This is a genomic window from Shewanella litorisediminis, assembly GCF_016834455.1.
GTDB classification, from domain to species: Bacteria; Pseudomonadota; Gammaproteobacteria; order Enterobacterales; family Shewanellaceae; genus Shewanella; species Shewanella litorisediminis.
In genome coordinates, this window is the sequence record NZ_CP069213.1 from 3,196,301 (window position 1) to 3,217,624 (window position 21,324).

Sequence of the window (21,324 nt, forward strand, 5' to 3'; positions counted from 1 at the left end):
TAACTTGAATTTTAAGCCAATCCCTGTAGTTTAGGTTGGAACCACCACGCCACCGGACTGTGCAATGACACCCGTTTCCCGACGCTTATCATCCGGGCTGTTCCTGCCCTTGATGACACTCTGCCTTGCCCTCGTTGGCACAGGCGCGAAGGCGGAAGATCTCGTCACCATAGAAACCTCCTTGGGCGAGATGACCTTTGCATTTTTCCCCGATGAAGCCCCCCAAACCGTCGCCAACTTTAAACGACTGGCGCAAAGCGGCTGGTACGAAGGCAAGTCTTTCTACCGGGTGGTCAAGGGACATGTTATTCAGGCTGGCAGCCTGGATGAAAACAGCGAGCCCATGGTGGAAGCTGAGTTCAATCATCATCCCCACCTCAAAGGCACCCTGGGGCTTGCCCGGGACGAAGACCCCAATTCTGGCTCCACAGAGTTTTACATCTGCCATGGGGCCCGGCCACATCTGGATGGCCGTTACACCGTATTTGGCCAGCTGGTTTCCGGCGAGGCCGTGCTCGACGCCATCGCCAATGTAGAAGTCATTGAAAAATATTATGATGAAGACAAAAAAGTCGCCTTCCACGAACCCAAAACGCAGGTAACTATCAAGGCGGTGAGGCTGCATTAACCCAGATAAGTTCGCTCGGAATATAAGGCATGGCACCAAACCATCCCATTGGACAGCGTTAGGCAAAGTCTCGTCGAAGAGGTCTGAGGCAAAACAGGCATTTGCAGAAGCTGATAAAAAAGCTGCCCTGAGGCAGCTTTTTTAGTGGTTTGAACCCGGTGTCTGAGGGGTTGATATCACTGACCAAAGGCCGGCGAAATACAGCGTTTCACACTGTAGCTGTACCCCAAAGGAACGCTGTCGTCCTTCAGGATCTCCAGGATTTCGTAGTCGTTCAGCTCCACCACCTTACTGCCTTGCGAATGTTGGCAACGGGAGCGACTATCTGATTCGTATACATAAATAAAATACGCCAGCATCGACTGCTGCAGACTGTGGTAGCGTTCGGCTCGGGCCCGCATTTCACGTACCGGCATGGAAGCCAGATTGGTCGTATCTCCGTCTCGGGTGATATGTACACCCAAATTGGCGGCGGGCTCCTCGGGCTCGTCAATCACAGCGCCAGCCACAGACGCCGGCTCGGCGTTGCCCGTTGAGTCTGGGGCGGATGCGGGCAATATCCCGGTTTCTATCACCTTTTTTTGCACATCTTCATCGGCATGGAAAAATCCTTCATATAAGCCCGACGTGAAGGCGCTGGATTCCGAACCGACGCCGGTAAAGGCACCCAGCATCAACAGCTGGATAAGCAGCGCAATACTCCAAAACCAGCGCACCAAGGCGGTGGTAAACACAAAGCGGTAATGGGGTGGGTGCCAGAGCGCGTGAATACCAAAGGGCTTGAGCAGTAACAGCAGCAATAAGTAAAAGGGCATGGCCACCTGGGCCAGCAGTAACATCAGCAGCGAGGTGATAAAGAACCACCCCGGCAAACTGAGCAAAATCGCAAAGTTATGACTGTATGGCAGACTGGATGCCGCCACCCCGGTCACCTCATTGACCATGCCTGCCGCATTGCCCAGGGCAAAGTTGGCCACGACCGCATAGAACAGCAGGATGAGAGCCTTACCCGGCAGGCTGTGCCACACGTGTAAAAAGCGCGGCCAGAACTCACTCACCAGGCCGGTTAACATCATCAGGGACATCAGGGCGAGAAACCATGGGCCCAACTCCAGCATCAACACCAGCTCAACCAGCAGCAACACTGTGGCTGCCACATAGCAGCGCTGGGCAAAATTAAGGCTTTGCCAGAATCGTTTCAGGCTGATGAGGATGCGCGTGAGTGGTCGGGTGAAGGGGCGATTGAACAGCCCCGAAATTTTCATTTTTACCTGGGAGGTAAGTGCCGGTAATTCCATATTTAATAAGCGCCGCACTGTGTGTAATCCATTGTGCCCACAAGATACTGGAAACCAATTTTTTACACCAGCATGAGTGGCCTATCATCGCCCCAGCAATCGATAGAGCTCACCCCGTCGCACCTCGCTTTCGGCGCTCGCCAAAGTGCCATCGGCGAGCCATATTGCCAGTTGCTCTGCGATGATGGGCGCAGTTTGGGTGCGGCTCATGCCCGGTTTAAGGGCGTCCTGATACAGTAACCGGATCAGCACCCAGTCCATGGGGGTAAGCAAGTCTGCTGCGGCTTTATCGTTGAATACGGAAGGAAATATCGCCTCGCTATCGTTTGGCAGCCCCAGCACCTGGGTCAGCTCTTCCACCACGCAGGATACCAACTTGCCATGCATCCTGGCCTGATCCACAGGAATAAACACCTGTGCCCGGCGGATAACACCGCCCGGCGCCTCAAAATGGGCAAGGCACACGGCTCCGTGCAGATTGGCAGCGGCTTTAGCCCCCAGGCGCCGCTTCACTTCCCCCTCCCAATCCCGCTGGCGGGTAAAAAGAATATGAAGATTTGCCTCTTTAACACCCACTTCACGGATACGGAGCCCTGTGAGTTCACCAAGCTGCTTAAAATGCATAAGCACCAACTGGCGCTGCACCGGCTCCTGAACCTGCTCTTCGATGGCAAATCGTATCTCACCGACCCACTTGGAAAGGGGAAAACTGCCAGCCTCATACTCGCGGCCGTGAACGATAGCGGCAAACGAGCGTGCCACATACCCGGGGTTGAGATGATTGCCAGCACCGGGTTCAAAATCGGTGGCAAGCGGCTTTGCCGATGCAGTGGCAATGACCAGCAGCCCGGTCAGCAGCAGCCCTGCTAATGGGACTGCGGTTACCGTCACGGCTCTTGGCTGCAAAGCGACTCCAGTTCCCGGCCGCAAGGCGGCAGGGCGCAACAGCCGGTAGAACCATCCAGTACTCACATTACATCCTTTTTCACTATTACTTTTGGCGTATGCTGAAAGCTTAGCACGTCGCATTTCACCAGAGCGCTATATCCGTCATCCGGGCTGTGACATAATCGCCGCAATTGCATTAAGCGGCCAATGGAGCCAGCAACCGGGCTCACCCGAATTATGCCACCCCACCACGACACAAGGATATTCAGCCATGGATGAGCAGTATCACTATCAGCAAAGGGACGTGCCCCCACACCCCCACAAGGCCTTCCGACTCGGAGAAGGTAAAATCAGTGGCTACGCCAGCGTATTTTTAGGGGCGCTCTCCCTTCTGGCCGTGCTTGCCTATCTTTATCCTTCCTACCTCACCACCACCGAACTCAGGGCGGTTTACAACGCCGAAGAGCTTCAGCAAGTGCTGAAATACGGCATGTATTTTTCACTGTTTTTTGGACTGCTGACCTTTGTGCTTGGGGGATACAGACGCCTGGGCATGGCGGGGATCGCCCTGACCGGCATCGCGTTTTTACTGGGCGGCTGGCAAATCCCGGTTGGGCCTGTGGCGCCAAAAGCGCTATCCCTCGGTGTCGACTGGCTTATCCTGGCGTTCTTGGGGTCAGTATTTATTTTTATGACCCTGGAGAAACTGCTGCCACGGTATAAAGATCAGGTGATTTTGCGCCCCGGCTGGGGGCTGGATCTCTGGTATTTTGTGTTTAACCATTTGGCCATTTCTGCCATTTTGTTGTACGCCAACTACCATGTGAGCCACTTTCACTGGGCGGTAAGTGACCCTGTGCAGGCCTGGATTCAGGCGCTGCCGCTGTGGGTACAGGTGGTGGCCATCATACTCGCGGCCGATTTTGTGCTCTATTGGGAACACAGGCTGTTTCACGAGGTGGGCTTTTTGTGGCCCATCCATGCGGTGCATCACTCGGTGGAAGATTTAGACTGGCTCGCAGGCTCCCGAGGCCACTTTATTCAGATGTTCTCCGAGCGTGCCATGGTGATGGTGCCATTGTATCTGCTGGGGCCTGACAAAGCCGCGCTGGACATCTATGTGGCCTTTGCGGCGCTGCAGGCGGTGCTTATCCACTGCAACACCCGGCTGCATTTTGGTCCCATCAAATATCTGTTGGTGACGCCCTGGTTCCACCACTGGCATCACAGCTCGGAAAAGCCAGCCATAGATACCAACTACGGTGCCCACACACCCATTTACGACTGGCTTTTTGGCACCTTGCATGTGCCTTCAAAGCATTGGCCCGCCCACTACGGCACCACCAAGCCCCTGCCCCGCTCCTTTATGGGACAGCTCTGGTATCCCTTTGCCTGTTGGTTGGCCAGGCGCAAAGCATCGAGCGCTGACCAAGCCTGAAGCAACCTCGTTAGCGAAACGTAAAAACAAAACGCCCGGCAAATCAGCCGGGCGTTTTATTCAGATGAAGGCAAACATCAATCAACCGCGCCTGCGGCTTCTGCGGCGCATGCGGCCTTCGACATCGCCTTTTTGCGGCTTGGGCTGACCGGATTGCTCACCGCTCAGCGCATCCTCGCTAAACGCCTCGGCAGTCGAAACCTCATCCGCAGAGCCTTCTTCATCGACCTCGGTCTCTTGCTGAGCATCCTTTTTATCGCCCTTGAACACGGACTTGAAGATGCTCGTCACCGACGGCAGCTTGACTTTGGGCTCGGCTTTTTCTGCCTTTATGGAAGACTCAGCCTCCGGCGCCTTATCCTCAGGCAACTTTACTGACACAGTGGCGCTATCTTTAGCCCCGGGCTCAGTAGCAGACGCCTTCTGAGCCGTCCCGGCAGGGGTAAAATCCTCCGGGGAAAAGCCAAATAATCCGTCTTTACCCTGGGGGCGACTGGGCAACGGGTCTGGCAAAGTGCTGGGCATCAGGGACGCGAAAAAATCATCGGGGTTGGCCTTCACAGCGACCGGGTCCAACGACCGAGAATCACCTTTTAATGCCCCTGTGGGGACAGACACATCACCGGCGGCTGGCACCTCTGCAAACCCGATATCGGCTGTGCCCTTGGCCGCTTCGGCGGCATCGAGGGAAGCGATAAAGTCGTTTACCGAAATCATTTTGGGCCGCTTTACAGCAACAGGATCCTTGGGAACCAATGCGGGATCTTTTGCCGGGGTGGCAGCAGTGGCAGCCTGGGGCACTGTCATCCCGGACGCACCTGTCTCAGGCTTAAAAGCCAACGACGTGGCTGCCTGGGGCTCAGTACTCCCATCGGCGTCCTCACTCTCAACAGCCTCATCAGGCTCTGTACGGGAAGCTTCATTTGCAGTTTCCTTTACCACTGGCAGCGGCTCCAGTGCATTGGACAACTCCTGCTCCCAGGCCAGTGACAGAGCCAGATCGGCACTGAGCCCCTCATCATCTTCAGGCAAAAGCAGCTCGTGTTCGGCTTGTGCTTCCACCTCGCCTGACGCCATTGACGCATTCTCTATGAGTTCGAGGCGGATTACTGCTGACGGCTCATGCGATGGAGTCGCCGGGAGCACTGATTCAGCCTGCTCCAGCGCGATGGACTCAAACTCAAGAGGGGCGATTTCAATACTGGCCTTGGGTGCATCAACGAGCAGCTCGCTATCGACTTCGAGCGGGTCGCTGTCGATTTCAGACAGTTCAGGTTCGGCGCCAATCACGGGTTCAGGCTCAGGCTGATGCTTAAGCTCAGGCTCAGGCTGATGCTTAAGCTCAGGCACAGGCTTACGCTCAGGCACGGAGTCAGATGCAGGGGCTAAGGTGGCAGTAGAAACGGCAGCGGCTTCGATTCGAGGCGCCACCGTTAAACTTGCCATCCCCGAGGTCACCAGAGGTGCACTCACTGTGTTTGACACCGCATCCTGACCCGCATCGGCTTTTGCCTTGCGCTCACGCAGACACAGGTCAAACCCGTCGCTCACTTCGGTAAGTTCGACTTTGGCCATCGCCAGCGCGTAGCCAAGGTCGTCCAGTTGCTTGCGGTACTGGCCTGCATCTTCCTCAATGCCCGCAATCCCCCGTTTGACCTCGTCGCTGAGCTTATGGGTCAGGCGCTTGTAGGTGGTAATTTCCTGCTCCAGCTCACGGAGCACCCCCTGGGTGGTCGTCACGCTGGCCTCAAGGGCTCCGACCTGCTGTGTCAGTTGCTGACGTCGGCGTTCAAATGCTGCCGAGAGCGTGGGTGGCACAGTTGTCGCCACTGGAGCAGGCGTGGGGATGTGGCCACTGAATTCAGGAATATGACTCACGGGGAGCCACTGGGTATACGAAGGGTGCCAGCCATAACTCTCGGGTTTATCCTGTAAAAACGCGATAGCCTCGGCATGGGTCAATGGCGCGCTCTGGGCACCATTATGTGAAAGAATCCATTTCTTCATAGTGATCATTCTTGTTCATCGCCACGGCGACTGTGTGGAATGGGGTTAGCCTTGTCTTACGGCAAAACCGGCCAGCTTTTTCTGCAACGCCTCATACTGCTCATTGATGGTGCGCAGGGTCTGATTGACCTCTTGATTCAGGCTCTGAGTGACCGTTTTGCTGCCCTTGATATCGGCACCGAGTGCCGACAGGCTTTGCTGCAGTGACGTCAGGCTGGCGGCTATGGGTTCGAGCGACTGCTTTAGCCCTTGCTCTTTGGCGAATACCCGCTCAATCAAGGCCTGTGGCACGGCTTTGGGTGGCGGCGGGGGCGTTAGCTTAAGCTCAAACTCGTCGATGTGGCTTACCGGTACCCACTGGGCAAACGATGGCTCCCAGGCATAGCTGTCTGGATGGGCTGCGATAAACAGATTGGCTTCAGTCAACCCAAAGGGGCCACTGATCTCGCCCTGATGGGACAAATACCATTCCTTCATAGATCACCTCTTACCTTTTTGTATTGGTACTACTTGGTTTTTTCATTGTTCAGGCGTGATGTTCTAACCATTGCAGCGGGCTATCTGTTCTCAGGGGAAAACCCACTACAACAACCGGCTACATTAACCGATGTTTTTTTACAAGACCACCGATAAGGCGTAAATCCCGGATAAAAATTAATCGCCATTCGTACGGAAAAACCCTTACAAACCAGTCAAAAGACTGAAAACCTTGCGAATACCTCTATTCGAGGCTTAAACAAATCAAAGGATTGACCCCAGGTCTTAAGAAAGCCATAGCAGGTATCATGTTGACGAAGGAATGCAGGCCTCTGAACAACACCCCACTCCAGTAACACTGAGGTTTGATTGACGCAGGTATTCATTGGCAGACCTCAGTTAAAATCGAGGCTTAAGCCTCTCGTGCCCACTTTCAGGGATGAAGGAAAGCCCTGCTTTCTCTGGCGTTACTGCGACCTCAGGCACTATGAATAATGAATGAAACAGCGAATGTAAGATTGACGGTATCTGATTAAGAAGCACGAGATGTAAAAAGGCTTGCGGGTTTTCACCCAATCTTGCTTTGATATACTGGCTCACCCCCGCTTTTGGAGCGCTTTGCTATGTCGACACTGCCGCATCTTGGTTTTCAGCGCTACCAGCCCTGCGCCCTGCTGCAGCCCTATGTAAGTTGCTACTGGCAAATCTTCCGCCCCGCAGGCGCCGAGTCACAGTCGACTGAGTTTATGCACCCCGAAGGCGGCACAGGTATCGTGTTTAATTTTGGCGCGCCCATGCACCTGGATGGCTGGCAACACAGGGCACAATGCCTGATCACGGGTCCCACCAAACAAAGCACCAAACTGGAACTCTCCGGCAGGATTGATGCCCTGGGTATTCGCTTCTGGCCCGGCGCAGGGCGGGTATTTTTAAAGTCACCGCTGTCAGAATTGTTGGGACAACACCTGACACCGGGGGATCTGTCGCTGGCGCTGTTAAGCGATGAACTGGCCGAGCGCTTAGCGCTGCTGCCCACGGCACCAGAGCGCATTGCCCTGCTCGAAACCCGGCTGCTGCAATATCTCACCGCCCACGAGTCCCAAGCTCAGGCAACCGAGCCCAGGATGCAGTACGCACTCAAATGGATAGCCGCGCAAAAGGGTCAGGGTGAAATACGCAACCTGCTAACCGAGATGGATATCAGCCAGCGCCAGCTCGAACGCCTGTTCCAGCAAAATGTGGGCATGTCCCCAAAAAACTACAGCATTCTGCAGCGTACCGGCTTCGCCCGCGAGCTGCTTAAACACGACACCGCCGCCCCGCTCACCGACATCGGCTATCAGGCCGGATTCTACGATCAGGCCCACTTTATCCGGGAATTCAAGCACGTGATTGGCATCACCCCCGGACAATTCAGAAGCAAGGCGCAGCAAAGGCGCTGAGCCCGAGTTTGACGTAACAGTTATCCCAAAATAAAAAACGAGTGCCGAAGCACTCGTTTTTTATTTGTCAGTCTAGCCAGGGGTCAACAAGGCCAAAATTGCGTTGCCGACGTCAAGGCGCCAACAATGGCGTTACTGCCGCAGATAAGACAAGGAAACCTGCTGTTTTCGCCGCGCAGTTTACTCATGTAAAGAGCCACGAAAACAGTGGGGTGACGCCGTATTATCCAGGCTAAGTAGCCATTTACTCGTAGTCGCTCATCGGCACACAAGCACAGAACAAATTCCGATCGCCATACACGTCATCGATACGGTTCACCGTTGGCCAGAACTTGTGGGCGCGCACGAACTCAGTCGGGAACACCGCCAGCTCACGGCTGTATGGACGGGCATCGAACGCTGGGTCCATGATGTCGTCCATGGTGTGCGGGGCGTTGCACAGTGGGTTGTTGTCCACTGGCCACTCGCCGCTTTCCACACGGGCGATTTCGCCGCGAATGGCAACCATGGCCTCGATGAAACGGTCGATTTCGACTTTGGATTCAGACTCAGTCGGCTCGATCATCAGGGTGCCGGCAACCGGGAAGCTCATGGTTGGCGCGTGGAAACCGTAGTCGTTCAGACGCTTGGCCACGTCCATCTCGGTCACACCAGAGGCTTCTTTCAGCGGACGCATATCGATGATGCACTCGTGAGCGATACGATCGTTACGGCCGCGGAACAGCACTGGGTAGTGCTCAGACAGCTTCTTGGTCAGGTAGTTGGCGTTAAGCATAGCGGTCTGGGTAGATTGCTTCAGACCCTTGCTGCCGAGCAGCTTGATGTACATCCAGCTGATTGGCAGGATGCCGGCGCTGCCGAATGGCGCGGCAGACACGGCGCCATTGTTGTCGCTTTCGATGCCCTGCTTAACCACAGCGTGACCGGCCACAAAGGGTGCCAGATGCTTCTTCACGCCGATTGGGCCCATGCCGGGGCCACCGCCGCCGTGAGGGATGGCGAAGGTTTTGTGCAGGTTCAGGTGCGATACGTCGGCGCCGATAAAGCCAGGGGCGGTGAGGCCTACCTGAGCGTTCATGTTGGCACCGTCGAGGTACACCTGGCCGCCGTGCTGGTGAATGATGTCACAGATTTCACGCACGGTTTCTTCGTATACACCGTGGGTAGAAGGATAAGTGATCATGATGCACGACAGGTTCTCGGCCACTTCGGCGGCCTTGGCGCGCAGGTCGTCCAGATCGACGTTACCTTCTTTGTCACAGGCAGTTACTACGACTTTCATGCCAGCGAGCTGGGCAGAAGCCGGGTTGGTACCGTGGGCAGACTGAGGGATCAGACACACGTCGCGATGGCCTTCGCCGCGAGACTCGTGGTACTTGCGGATTGCCAGGAGACCGGCGTATTCGCCCTGAGCACCTGAGTTAGGCTGCATACATACGGCATCGTAACCTGTGATATCCACCAGCCAATCGGACAGCTCGCCAATCAGCTGAGTGTAACCCTGGGCCTGCTCGGATGGGCAGAAGGGGTGCATGTTGGCAAATTCTGGCCAGCTCACCGGGATCATCTCAACGGCGGCGTTGAGCTTCATGGTGCAGGAACCCAGCGAAATCATCGAGTAGTTCAGCGCCAGATCTTTGCTTTCGAGGCGCTTGATGTAGCGCATCATCTCGGTTTCGCTGTGGTAGCGGTTAAAGGTTGGGTGAGTCAGGTAGGCTTCTTCACGCACCAGCGCTGCAGGGATAGAGTTTGAACCCTTGGCAAGGATGTCGGCATCGATAGCGGCCACATCCAGACCATGACCGGCGCCCAGGATGATGTCGAACAGTTCGGCAACATCGCCACGGGTAGTGGTTTCGGCCAGGCTCACACCCACAACGCCATCGGCGTCGTAGCGCAGGTTCACACCGGCAGCCAGGGCGCGGGCACGTACGGCGTCCACATCAACCTTGAAGCTTAAGGTATCGAACCATTGATTGTTCAGTACAGTCACACCCTTGGCGGCAAGACCGGCGGCCAGGATGTCGGTCAGGCGATGGATGCGCTCGGCAATCACCTTGAGCCCCTGTGGGCCATGGAATACGGCGTAGAAAGAGGCCATGTTGGCCAGCAGCACCTGTGCGGTACAGATGTTGGAGTTGGCTTTCTCGCGGCGGATGTGCTGCTCGCGGGTTTGCATGGCCATACGCAGGGCAGTCTTGCCACGGGTGTCTTTGGACACACCGATGATACGGCCGGGCATAGAGCGCTTGTGCTCATCTTTGGACACAAAGAAGGCGGCGTGTGGGCCACCAAAGCCCATGGGCACGCCAAAGCGCTGGGCTGAGCCGAATACCACGTCGGCGCCCATGGCACCGGGGCTCTTCAAGAGCACCAGCGACATGATGTCGGCGCCCACGGTCACAATCACGTTCTTGGCGCGCAGCTGGGCAAACAGCTCGGTGAAGTCGGTCAGTTGACCCTGACGGTTGGTGTACTGGAACAGGGCACCAAAGAGGTCATCATGGTTAGCGGCATCAGCAGCAGGACCGGTCACAATGTCAAAGCCAAAACACTCGGCGCGGGTTTTTACCACGTCCAGGGTTTGTGGGAATACGTCATCGGCTACGAAGAAAGTGTTGGCTTTCTTGGCCTTGGATACACGCTTGGCCAGCGCCATAGCTTCGGCAGCGGCAGTGGCTTCGTCCAGCAAAGAGGCAGAGGCCAGGTCCAGACCGGTCAGGTCGATGGACAGCTGCTGGAAGTTCAGGATGGCTTCGAGGCGGCCCTGGGCGATTTCTGGCTGATATGGGGTGTAGGCAGTGTACCAACCCGGGTTTTCCAGCACGTTACGCAGGATAACGTTAGGCACTTCAGTGCCGTGGTAGCCCATACCAATGTAGCTCTTGAACACCTGGTTCTTATCGGCCAGCTGGCGGATGTAGGCCAGACCGGCGGCTTCGCCATTGGAGGCACCCACGTTCAGCTCGCGACCCAGACGGATAGACTCGGGTACGATTTGGGCGGTCAGATCTTCCAGGGACTCGGCACCAACGTAGTTCAGCATGGCTTGCTGTTCGTCGGCATCGGGGCCAATGTGACGGGTCAGAAACAGCTCGTGCTGTTCCAGCTCTGTGAGGGTTTGCTTGGTCATGATAAACCTTTCAAATTACGCCGATCTCAATTGCGACCGATCTGCTTTATGTCGGATAAAACAAACGAAGCCCCGGGGGGCTTCGTTTTTCCTGGCGAGGATTATTCCTCGTCGATAACTGCTTGATAACCTTCGGCATCGAGCAGGCTGTCCAGCTCAGACTCATCAGAAGGCTTGATGCGGAAGAACCAGCCGTCACCGTAAGCATCGCTGTTTACCAGCTCAGGAGAATCTTCCAGAGATTCGTTCACGGCAATTACTTCACCGGAGATAGGGGCATAGATGTCAGAGGCGGCTTTTACAGACTCGGCCACGGCGCAGTCTTCACCGGCAGACACAGTGTCACCCACTTCAGGCAGCTCAACGAATACCATGTCACCCAGCAGTTCCTGAGCGTGCTCAGTGATACCTACGGTGTAGGTGCCGTCGTCTTCCTTGCGGATCCATTCGTGGGAAGAAGCATACTTGAGTTCGGACGGGATATTGCTCATTGTTCTTGTTCCTTAATCGGGTCTTTTAAAATGCTTGTTTTCCGTTGCGTACGAAGCTGGGTGCAATAACACGCACCGTCACACGCTTCTTGCGCATTTCCACTTCGGCAGTATCACCGATGGCGCCGGGTACGCGAGCCATCGCGATAGAATAGCCCAAAGTGGGTGAGAATGTACCGCTGGTGATCACGCCCTGGTGCTCAACGCCATTGGCGTCGGTAAAAAACACTGGCATATCATGGCGCAGAACGCCCTTCTCTTCCATCACCAGACCGACTAATTTGTCGCTGCCCTTGGCCTTGATGGCTTCCAATGCTTCACGGCCGATAAAGTCGCGATCCGCCGGTTCCCATGCAATGGTCCAGCCCATGTTGGCGGCCAGTGGGTTGACGCTTTCGTCCATGTCCTGACCGTAGAGGTTCATACCGGCTTCCAGACGCAGGGTATCACGGGCACCCAGACCACATGGCTGCACACCGGCATCCAGCAGGGCTTGCCACAGGGCCTCGGCTTCGGCTTCAGGCACGATAATCTCGTAACCGGCTTCGCCGGTGTAACCTGTGGTAGCAATAAAGAGGCTGCCGGCCTGCTTGCCGAAGAAAGGCTTCATGCCTTCGATGGCGGCGTTTTGCTCGGCGGTAAATACGGTGGCGGCTTTGGCCTTGGCGTTAGGACCCTGCACGGCAATCATGGCCAGTTCAGGACGCTCGGTGATGGTAACGTCGAAGCCTTTGGCCTGTTCGCCAATCCACGCCAGATCTTTTTCGCGGGTCGCAGAGTTAACTACCACGCGGTATTGGGTATCGCTGAGATAGTAGGTGATGAGGTCGTCGATGACGCCGCCGTCGTGGTTCAGCATGCCGCCGTAGAGGGCTTTGCCGGGAACGGTCAGTTTGGCAATGTCGTTAGCCAGCAGTTTGCGCAGGAAAGCGCGGGCATCGGCACCTTCAACGTCCACCACAGTCATGTGAGATACGTCGAACATACCGGCGTCACGGCGCACGGCATGGTGCTCTTCGATTTGGGAGCCATAGTTGAGGGGCATATCCCAGCCGTGGAAGTCCACCATCTTGGCGTTCGATTCCAGGTGCTTGCTAAAGAGTACAGTTTTATTAGCCATTATTATCCCTTCTATCCGGGGCTTTGGTGCCAAAAATAGAAACGGCACCTGGTTAAAATGCGGCGAAATTATACCTTGCGTCACAAATTTGTATACAAGAGAATTTTCTAATCCGAACAACAAGGCATTAGTTTTTCTTATGAAAAAACCAGAAAAAACTAATCTTCAGAAGTCGCATTACAATTTTTGGCCGCCAATTGTTTGATATTTGCTGCAAAAATCGCCTTTAACGCCTGCCTGGTCGGCAGCTGTTATCAAATATTTCACAGAGACTGTTTGCTTATCTGCCCATGGCCTGTTTGATGAACACTGTTTTCAGTCCAGGCAGCTTATCCACCAGATTCAGCCCCAGATCCCGCACCGCTTGCTTAATGGGGTTGTTGCCTTCAAAGAGGCGTTTGAAGCCTTCCATGGTGGCTATCATTTCCTGGGCGGCGGCCTTACGTTCGCGCTCCAGCGGCCGCAGCAGGCGGTAATCGCCTATGTCTTTACCGTCGGCTTTCAGGCCACTGAGGGTATGGATTATGGCGGCGGCGTCCTGAAAACCCAGGTTTACCCCTTGGCCCGCCAGCGGATGTATGGTGTGGGCCGCATCCCCCGCCAGCAGCAGGCGGTGGCGGGCAAAATGGCGGGCATAGCGCATCCGCAGGTTAAAGCCGATACGCTCGCTCTTTACCTGGCACAGGCCCAGACGGGCATCGAAGGCGGCGGTGAGGGATTTTGAAAAATTTTCATCATCCATGGCCAGCAGCGCCTGCGCCTTGGGCTCGGTCACCGACCAGACGATGGAGCAAAGATTTGCCTGATACAGCGGCAAAAACGCCAGCGGACCGTCAGGCAGGAACACCTGACGGGCACAGCTCTCGTGGGGCTCGGCGGTTTCTATGGTGGCAACGATGGCGGTATGGCCATAGTCCCAGAAGGTCAGCGGAATATTGCACTGGCTGCGCACCCAACTGTTGGCGCCATCGGCGGCGATAACAACGGCAGCCGAGAGCATGTCGCCCTCTTCCAGGGTCAGCCAGGCTTCTTTTTCGCCAAAGGCGAGGCGGCTTAGGCGCACACCTTCGCGGTAATCCAGGTTATCGAACTCACCGGCGCGCTTGGCCAGTGCGGCGGCAATGTTGTCGTTTTCGATGATGGTGCCAAGGCTTGTCTCACCGAGCTCATTGGCATCAAAGCCAATCTTGCCCATGCCGTCTTTGTCCCAAACCTGCATTCGGCTGTAGGGGGCGGTGCGCTGACAGTCCATCAGTGGCCAGGCGCCCAGAGACTTTAGCAGATCTTCACTGGCACGATTGATTGCACTGACCCTAAGACGCGGCTCACCCTCCACCGCACTCTGACTGCCGGCATCCAAAACTGTCACCTTAAGCCCTGCCTCGGCAAGGCCGATGGCGGTTGCCAATCCCACCATGCCGCCACCTACAATGGCCACATCACAGCTTTGGGTTGTCATCATCTGTCAGTCCTCGGACGAAAAAGTTACAGGGTTGAAGTAAGGCGGATACCACGGCGCCAGCCCATGGCCCGGCTTGCCAGTGGCGCCTTGAGCGGCGGACACCAGGACAGCAGCCGAAGCCCCAGACTGCGACCGGCCACCAGCGGCCAATATTGATTGGAAAAGCCCCGAACCAGGGATTCGATGGCCAGCAGGGTCTCGCGTCTGTCGTGCTCGCGAAGCGCCAGATAACGATGCAGTATGCGGATATCGCCCACATCGGCCTGACTGTTTTCACTCAGAGCAAGCCTTAATACCCGTGTCAGGTCCACTATGTCCCTTAGCCCCAGGTTAAAGCCCTGACCGGCGATGGGATGCAGGGTTTGGGCGGCATTGCCCACAAACACGCAGCGATGATGAATGGGTCTGGGCATCCAGGAAAGTTTAAGGGGGTAACGCTGGCGATTACCGGCGCCAACAAACACTCCGGCTCTGTTGCCAAAGGCCTGTTGCAACTGGTTCACGAAGCGTTGCTCATCACAGTCCTGCAGCGTCTGGGCTTGCTCTGGGGGCAAGGCCCACACCAGCGAGAGCCGTGACTCTCCATTGATGGGCGCCATGGGCAACAGCGCCAAAGGCCCGGTGTCGGTAAAGCGCTCCCAGGCCCAGTGGTCGTGGGGCTGCCGGGTTACCACGTTGGCAATCACGGCGTCCTGGTCAAAGTCCACCTGCTCCAGCGGCAAATTAAAGTGGCTGCGCACGGCAGAGCCCAAACCATCGGCGGCGACGACAAGCTTTGCCGTGAGCCTTTTACCCGACTCGAGCAGCAGGGTGTGGGCATCCTGACCGGCCTCCATACCCACCAGGCTATCGGGGCACAGCAGTTGGATGCTGGTTTTGGCAATGGCATCAAACAGTGCCTTACCCACGGCCTCAAGCTCAACCACCTGCCCAAGGTAAGGCAGACCAAATGCACTGCTATTGAGTTCGGTCATACCGAAATGGCCACGGTCTGAGACGTGAATATCGGTGATGGGGGTGCCGAGCCGGCTCAGGTGTCGCCACACACCGAGGCGCTTGAGCTCCTCAATGGAGCCTTCGGCGACGGCGATGGCGCGGGCATCAAAGCCTGGATGTTCATCGCCCGGCGCCCTGGCTTCAATCAGGGCGACAGAAAGGGAGGCGCCTGAGGATTTGCAGAGCTGCTCGAGCGCCAGCGCCAGGGTTGCACCGGCCATGGCACCACCCACGATGGCAATATCCACCGCCAGCATTTGTGACGCGTGGGCAGGCTCCTGGTCACTGCGAGTTTGGTTAGTTTGACGGGTGTCGTCCATGGTGCACAGCTCCTCGAAGTCCCATCAAAATCAATGCAGATTGTTGTTGGGCTGCACGGCGCCGCCGCCATCCTGAGGGCCAAACTCCTGGTAGCAGTGAATGGCCGCCATACGAACAAATTCAAGGATTTCGACATAGGCGGTTTCAGATTCTTCATCATCCACCACATCGATTTCGACCTGGGCTACGGCGGCGAGATCGGCTATCACCTCACGCACATCTTCTGAGGCCTGATTGAGCCCGGGCTGGATAATGGCAAGCCCGGCCAGAAAACTCTGTACCCACAGGGACAGGGCTTCGACTCTGTCGCACAGGGGCTCTTCTTCTTCGGGCAACAGCGGCATAAAGCCAAATTCGATTTCGCCCAGACGGGCCAGCGTGTCCACAAACAGCTCTTCCACCAGGACCTGCAACTCTTGAGGCAATGACTGACCGTCATTCATCAGCTCTACCAGAGGTTTGAGCCAGGCGCCGCGGCCCTGCTCCACGCCCCCGGCAATCAGGCCGACCATGGCACCGTGAACTTCCACCGGATGCTGACCAATTTCGGCCGCTTCGAGTGCGCCGAGCAGTTTTTCAATCTTGAGGGATGGAGGGGTTGCCATAATTGAGTGTCCAGAGCCTAAACGCAATGGGCCAATGCTAACAGACCCCGGGGGCTGTGACCAAGTTTGCAAACAGGGGTTTGTGGCAATTTTGCGTGACATTGGCTCAATAATCATCTTTTGCCTCAGGCCGTTGCTCACGCAAGCAGCAAACTCGTTTTCAGTGTGGCCTGAACGCCGCTCCGGCCTTGCACTTTTGCAACCCGCCTTATATAGTCCGCCACATAAAGACCACCACAGGGATAGCCCATGAGCAGTAGCGCCATTGATATTATCCTCCTTGGACGCACCTACTCCATCGCCTGTCCAGTCGGACAAGAAGCGGCACTGAGGGCGGTGGCACAAAAGCTTGAGCAGCAGCTGACGTCACTTCGTGGCCGCACCAGCAATCTGAGCCGGGAAGATCTGGCCATGATGGCGGCATTAAATCTCGGTCACGAGTTGCACGAAGAACAGCGGAAGAATCAAGACTATATGCAGCAAATGGACGACAGAATCCGCCTGCTGCAGCGAACGCTCGAACAAGCTTTGGTTGAGCGAAGCCACAAGGAAGATTAAACTGATTACAGGTTTTGCGCCGGGTATAATCCCTGTGTAACACCACCAAATTTGCTCCCTGGGTTGTGCGCCAGCTGGTAATGTCCCTGTGCCGATATTTTTGACTTTAGGGCAGGTGTTTTACCGACATTGAGCAGGCTCGGCTCGTACCGAGAAGCCTTAGGAAGTAATCGCAGGCCCGCCTTGAACCTACGGTTCAAGGGCTACACCGGCAGCGGCATTCCGGGGAGCATCTCAACTTATGACGGTATCCGTCACATCCAACGCGACTATCGCCCAACGTGCTGAGGCACAAGAGGGCTTAAGTGCCGAGGCACAAGAAGGCTTAAGTGCTGAGGCACAAGAAAGCTTAAGTGCTGAGGCACTGGGCAGCATGAGTGCCGAGGCGCAAATCGGCATAAGTGCGAACGCGTCGCGCAGTACCATCCGAAAACACATTCGCGCCCTGAGGCGCGCCCTCAGCATTCATGTTCAGGCATCGGCTTCCCTGCAGGCAGCGCAGCATCTGTTAACTGAGCTGGATGGCGCTCGCGCCGTTGCCCTTTATCTTGAAAATGACGGTGAAATCAGCACCCGCCCCCTGATTGAGGCCCTGTGGCAACAAGGGGTTGACGTGTATCTGCCGGTGCTGCATCCCTTCGCCGAAGGCCATTTACTCTTTATCCGTTACGATAAACACAGCGAGATGCGCGACAACCTTTACGGCATCCCTGAGCCTGTGATGGCCTGCCATCGCCTGTGCCCAGCCTATAGGCTGGATGCCATCATCACCCCCCTGGTCGCCTTCGATGACCGCGGCAATCGCCTCGGCATGGGCGGCGGCTTTTACGACCGCACCCTGGCACATCTGCCAGACAGTACCCGGGTGATAGGCCTCGCCCACGATTGCCAGCGCCTGCCAGCCCTGCCGACTGAGGTTTGGGATGTGCCGCTGCCAAAGATAATTACCCCATCAAAGGTATTCGACTTCAGTTAATCCCCTTTTACTCACCTCAGCGGCAGGTGCTTTTGTGCTAACCGCTGCGCTAACACGCATTAGCCCCGGGGTGATAATTCACCGCTTAACAAGGCTTTCAGGCCTTAGTGTCCTTTGGGTAAGATAAGGTTACCCTTAACTGAATTGACTCCTTATGCCACCAAGACTCGAACGCGCAGGCAAAATCGACAGTGCAGCCCGGGCCCGCGCAAAACTGGAAATCATGGAAAATGCTTACCGTGCGCTGAAGCAGCGCCAGTCTCCCTACAAGACCCTGCTTGGCAGTCTATTGGGGGCGGTATTGGCGCTAATCGCTTTTGTGATGATTGCCGCAGCCGATACCGGCATGGTGTTTTTATACCTGCTGCCGCCGGCGCTGATTGGTCTTGGGGCCAGGATCATTGGCCAATGCTTTGATTGGCAGCTGCTGCTTATTCCCGTGGCCAGCGCCACCTGTGTTTACCTGACGGTGTTTGGCTATTTATTGCCATTTCACAGTGCCGATCTGATTGTGGTGCCACTGGGCGTAGCCCTTGCCGCCTTCCTTGCACGAAAACCCCTTTCTGATCTTGAGAAAAAAGCCCTCTGGCAGGCCAAACTGGGCAAGTTTGACTGAATTTTTTACCAACGAATCTGGTGCCGAGTGAGCCCTCATAGCAATGCAAGCATAACCCAAGCCAACTTTTTAACCTTTAAATCCATTTCTTAACAAAGCTTGCGCTGGCGCAAGCTTTGCGTCCCTAGCAAGAAACCGGCGCATTAAACTTGATTGCGATCAAATATCTGCATCATCAAATCTTCATACTGAAGCCATCAAAAGCGGGCGAGAAATAAGCCCCTTGTCCATGACAAACCTTAGAAAGGAATTCGGTTATGAAATCAGAAGTCGTTGTTCTGCTCCTCGCAACCCTGGCCCTGGTCGTGGCACTGGTAGGCCATATTGCAATCGGGTTTATGCTGAATGTCAGCGCATTGGGAATGGTGGCAGCGCCCGTGCCCTTCGTGTTGATGTTAGTGGCCGTGATTGCGGTGAAATATGCTGCCGCCCACGATAAACCCGCTCACTGAGTCCCGAAGAAGCATGCCTCCCTGGCCCGGATAACCCGGGCCAGTCGTATCCAAGGTCTGCCGTCCTGGCTCAGACCAGGGCATATCCAACAAACGGTTCCAACTGTGCCAGACAGCCCAGCGCTGATAAGTGCTTGGCATTCTCACCCGCTGCATCTACAGTAATCTCACGCCCTCTTTTTTTGCGGACCCGCTGAGACAACAACGTGGACTTTCCTGAAGAAATCAAACAGCAAACCTGTGCCGACTGCCTGAGCGGCGTCTCTCTTGGCTTTCGTATCCGCATGGCTTTTCAGCCCATCATCGATTGGCAAACCCGCAAAATCTTCGCCTATGAGGCGCTGGTCAGGGGCCCAGACGGGCAAGGGGCTGGCTGGGTTTTTGAACAAATCAACGAGACCAATAAGTACTATTTTGATCAGGCGTGCAGAATAACTGCCATCAAAACGGCATCAGAGCTTGGATGCGACACCTTTTTATCCATTAACTTTTTGCCCAACGCAGTCTACAACCCACAAACCTGTATCAAGGCAACCATAGAAGCTGCGCACCTTTACAACTTCGATTTGAAAAAACTCATTTTTGAGGTGACTGAAGGGGAAAACATTATCGACAAGGCACACTTGCGGAACATCTTCCAAAGCTATGCCAAGTTTGGCTTTTTAACGGCTATCGATGACTATGGCGCAGGCTATACCCATATCAGTTGGCTGTCTGAGCTGAAACCCCATGTGCTCAAATTGGACATGTCCCTCATCCGGGACATAGACAAAGACCCACTCAAACAAGTGCAAATCCGGGAAATTAAGGCCCAGTGCGACCTGCAGTGCACCCAACTTTTGGCTGAAGGCATTGAAACCCTCGAGGAGCTCGAATGCCTGACCGAAATGGGTATTCGCTATTTACAAGGGTATTTATTTGCCCAGCCCAGTCTCGAACACCTCACCACTGCCGGCGACATCCAATTACTGCAGGCAAATGATTTATAAAACAATTTATTTCTAGCATCCGGGTATGCATGGGGTCTCCCATGCACTCCCATGCATAGGCTGCGGCGGCTCACCACCGAACCCGGCGGTTTACAAAAAGCCGTGAGCCAACATCATTGCAAACCTTAAGCACATCGAGGTTTGCTCATATCGAGCTTTGCAAACATCGAGCTTTGCACACACCATTCGAGGGAAAGCATCTTAGACTGCCCCAAAACCTTCGGCACCCGCGATTTAACTCATCAGTCAACCGGGCTGCTGCCAGCGACAGGAGCCCGATGTCATGTCTCCCCGGTAGGCTTACACTTACAAATCAATGGTGTCTTCCCCTGAATATCGCCAGTCCAAATGGCGATATCCGGGGGGATATGGCAACACTGCGACTCGCCTCTACTCCCCTCTACTCCCCCTTTCGGCCAAAGGCTTTAATGGTCTGTTGCCAGAGTTCAAGAAGCTCTGCAGTCACCCAGGACGCGGCAGGAAAATACGATATGTTTGCCGGAGCGAAGCCACAAAACTGCAGGGTGAACCGGTCAAGCTGGGCCACCACGGGTTCAGCCTGCTGTTCAGCAAAGTCTGCCGGAGCATCCATGGTGAACATCAGACGCGCGGTTTTACCCTGCAGCAGCGGGATAACGGCTGCAGTATTGGCGTCGTAACGGAAGGCAAAGCCCGGCAACAGACTGCGGTCAAGCAAGCCTTTAAATGCAGCGGGCAGACCTCCCCACCAGACAGGACTGACAATTACCAGATGTTCGGCCCAGATAAGCGCCTGCTGAAAGTCCTCCAGGCAGGGCTCCAGCGTCTGCGGTGCATAGCCCTCACTCAGGTTGGCATCAAACGCCATGTGTGACAGATTGAAGCGCCTGACCCTGTGGTACTCCCGTGCCTCGATTTCATACATATCCGCCAAATGCTTGCACAGACTGTCGGCTTTGGGGTTGGCGTTTACTATCAGAATATTTTTCATCCCCGTACTCCTTTTCAAGGTTAACGAGGCCGATTCTAACGTCTCCCCTTAGGGGCAGAGTCAAGGGCTCAATCGGTGAGGCCGGGGCAATCCTCAATGGCCGAAAGACATTGCTCTACTGTCGCAAGCTGCTGCTTGAGTCTGAGTTGCTGCGCCCGGATGTCCTGTTTGATGCCACCAAGGAAGCGCCTTATCTCTTGCCAGTCGAGGGGGTCGTCCTTAGCTGGCAACACGGTCGTGAGTTTGGCGAGCGGCACACCCAAGGCTTTGGCATCGCGAATGAGGCGCAGCAGCTCAAGGTCTTTTGGCGAATAGACCCGATAACGACCATGGCGATGTGGCGCCGGCAACAACCCCTTTTGCTCGTAAAAGCGGATGGCCTTAATGGAAAGCCCAGTCTCTCTGGCAGCCTGACCTATATACATATGACTCCTTATCCAACTAATCCCCTATCCAC

At 55.5% G+C, this 21,324-nt stretch carries 20 protein-coding genes and 1 other RNA gene; 9 read left to right on the forward strand and 12 right to left on the reverse strand.

The features are described from left to right. Positions 1–64 precede the first annotated feature (64 nt). Positions 65–628: a peptidylprolyl isomerase gene (locus JQC75_RS14060; protein ID WP_203324676.1), complete on the forward strand. Its 564-nt coding sequence runs from the start codon at positions 65–67 to the stop codon at positions 626–628. Positions 629–804: 176 nt separating this feature from the next. Here JQC75_RS14060 and JQC75_RS14065 read toward each other — a convergent pair whose 3' ends face one another. Both JQC75_RS14065 and JQC75_RS14070 read right to left on the reverse strand, forming a co-directional pair. Further along, positions 805–1,893 carry a hypothetical protein gene (locus JQC75_RS14065; protein WP_203324677.1) on the reverse strand — a complete coding sequence of 363 codons (1,089 nt, stop codon included), beginning with the start codon at positions 1,891–1,893 and terminating at the stop codon, positions 805–807. A 117-nt stretch (positions 1,894–2,010) separates the two neighbouring features. Further along, the gene (locus JQC75_RS14070; protein ID WP_203324678.1) at positions 2,011–2,898 is read right to left on the reverse strand and encodes a DUF2927 domain-containing protein; all 888 of its coding nucleotides are present in this window, start codon (positions 2,896–2,898) and stop codon (positions 2,011–2,013) included. Between the two features lie 187 nt (positions 2,899–3,085). On the opposite strand from JQC75_RS14070, the gene JQC75_RS14075 reads away from it, so the two are divergent. After that, on the forward strand, positions 3,086–4,252 hold the full coding sequence (locus tag JQC75_RS14075; protein WP_203324679.1) for a sterol desaturase family protein: 1,167 nt from the start codon (positions 3,086–3,088) through the stop codon (positions 4,250–4,252). An 81-nt stretch (positions 4,253–4,333) separates the two neighbouring features. Here the strand turns inward: JQC75_RS14075 and JQC75_RS14080 are convergent, their stop codons facing one another. Both JQC75_RS14080 and JQC75_RS14085 read right to left on the reverse strand, forming a co-directional pair. Next, positions 4,334–6,259: a DUF4339 domain-containing protein gene (locus JQC75_RS14080; RefSeq protein ID WP_203324680.1), complete on the reverse strand. Its 1,926-nt coding sequence runs from the start codon at positions 6,257–6,259 to the stop codon at positions 4,334–4,336. Positions 6,260–6,304: 45 nt separating this feature from the next. Beyond that, entirely contained in the window at positions 6,305–6,736 is a 432-nt protein-coding gene (locus JQC75_RS14085) for a DUF4339 domain-containing protein (RefSeq protein WP_203324681.1), read from the reverse strand. A 623-nt stretch (positions 6,737–7,359) separates the two neighbouring features. Here JQC75_RS14085 and JQC75_RS14090 point away from each other — a divergent pair. Beyond that, complete coding sequence (locus JQC75_RS14090) at positions 7,360–8,178, forward strand: AraC family transcriptional regulator (protein ID WP_203324682.1); 819 nt, start codon at positions 7,360–7,362, stop codon at positions 8,176–8,178. A gap of 244 nt (positions 8,179–8,422) precedes the next feature. Here the strand turns inward: JQC75_RS14090 and gcvP are convergent, their stop codons facing one another. From gcvP to JQC75_RS14120, 6 genes are all read right to left on the reverse strand, one after another. Continuing rightward, positions 8,423–11,311, reverse strand: coding sequence for an aminomethyl-transferring glycine dehydrogenase (gcvP, locus tag JQC75_RS14095; RefSeq protein ID WP_203324683.1), 2,889 nt, complete (start codon positions 11,309–11,311; stop codon positions 8,423–8,425). Positions 11,312–11,412: 101 nt separating this feature from the next. After that, positions 11,413–11,802 carry a glycine cleavage system protein GcvH gene (gene gcvH, locus JQC75_RS14100; RefSeq protein WP_011760828.1) on the reverse strand — a complete coding sequence of 130 codons (390 nt, stop codon included), beginning with the start codon at positions 11,800–11,802 and terminating at the stop codon, positions 11,413–11,415. Positions 11,803–11,827: 25 nt separating this feature from the next. After that, entirely contained in the window at positions 11,828–12,922 is a 1,095-nt protein-coding gene (gcvT, locus tag JQC75_RS14105; RefSeq protein WP_203324684.1) for a glycine cleavage system aminomethyltransferase GcvT, read from the reverse strand. 280 nt (positions 12,923–13,202) lie between these two features. Continuing rightward, the gene (locus JQC75_RS14110) at positions 13,203–14,384 is read right to left on the reverse strand and encodes an FAD-dependent oxidoreductase (protein ID WP_203324685.1); all 1,182 of its coding nucleotides are present in this window, start codon (positions 14,382–14,384) and stop codon (positions 13,203–13,205) included. A 23-nt stretch (positions 14,385–14,407) separates the two neighbouring features. After that, entirely contained in the window at positions 14,408–15,637 is a 1,230-nt protein-coding gene (gene ubiH / locus JQC75_RS14115; RefSeq protein WP_203327230.1) for a 2-octaprenyl-6-methoxyphenyl hydroxylase, read from the reverse strand. A 93-nt stretch (positions 15,638–15,730) separates the two neighbouring features. Beyond that, positions 15,731–16,306 carry a UPF0149 family protein gene (locus tag JQC75_RS14120; protein ID WP_203324686.1) on the reverse strand — a complete coding sequence of 192 codons (576 nt, stop codon included), beginning with the start codon at positions 16,304–16,306 and terminating at the stop codon, positions 15,731–15,733. 249 nt (positions 16,307–16,555) lie between these two features. Between JQC75_RS14120 and JQC75_RS14125 the strand changes: the two genes are divergently transcribed. From JQC75_RS14125 to JQC75_RS14150, 6 genes are all read left to right on the forward strand, one after another. Then, positions 16,556–16,864: a cell division protein ZapA gene (locus tag JQC75_RS14125; protein WP_203324687.1), complete on the forward strand. Its 309-nt coding sequence runs from the start codon at positions 16,556–16,558 to the stop codon at positions 16,862–16,864. Positions 16,865–16,916: 52 nt separating this feature from the next. Continuing rightward, positions 16,917–17,097, forward strand: a non-coding RNA gene (gene ssrS, locus JQC75_RS14130) — 6S RNA. 8 nt (positions 17,098–17,105) lie between these two features. Further along, positions 17,106–17,840, forward strand: coding sequence for a 5-formyltetrahydrofolate cyclo-ligase (locus JQC75_RS14135; RefSeq protein WP_203324688.1), 735 nt, complete (start codon positions 17,106–17,108; stop codon positions 17,838–17,840). A 154-nt stretch (positions 17,841–17,994) separates the two neighbouring features. Beyond that, positions 17,995–18,456, forward strand: coding sequence for a hypothetical protein (locus JQC75_RS14140; protein ID WP_203324689.1), 462 nt, complete (start codon positions 17,995–17,997; stop codon positions 18,454–18,456). Between the two features lie 257 nt (positions 18,457–18,713). Continuing rightward, positions 18,714–18,908 (forward strand): hypothetical protein, encoded by a 195-nt coding sequence (locus JQC75_RS14145; RefSeq protein WP_011760838.1) that lies wholly within the window; start codon positions 18,714–18,716, stop codon positions 18,906–18,908. A 206-nt stretch (positions 18,909–19,114) separates the two neighbouring features. Beyond that, positions 19,115–19,897: an EAL domain-containing protein gene (locus JQC75_RS14150; RefSeq protein WP_203324690.1), complete on the forward strand. Its 783-nt coding sequence runs from the start codon at positions 19,115–19,117 to the stop codon at positions 19,895–19,897. Between the two features lie 400 nt (positions 19,898–20,297). Here JQC75_RS14150 and JQC75_RS14155 read toward each other — a convergent pair whose 3' ends face one another. Further along, positions 20,298–20,867 carry an NAD(P)H-dependent oxidoreductase gene (locus tag JQC75_RS14155; RefSeq protein ID WP_203324691.1) on the reverse strand — a complete coding sequence of 190 codons (570 nt, stop codon included), beginning with the start codon at positions 20,865–20,867 and terminating at the stop codon, positions 20,298–20,300. A 68-nt stretch (positions 20,868–20,935) separates the two neighbouring features. Beyond that, positions 20,936–21,292: a MerR family transcriptional regulator gene (locus JQC75_RS14160; protein ID WP_203324692.1), complete on the reverse strand. Its 357-nt coding sequence runs from the start codon at positions 21,290–21,292 to the stop codon at positions 20,936–20,938. Positions 21,293–21,324 lie beyond the last annotated feature (32 nt).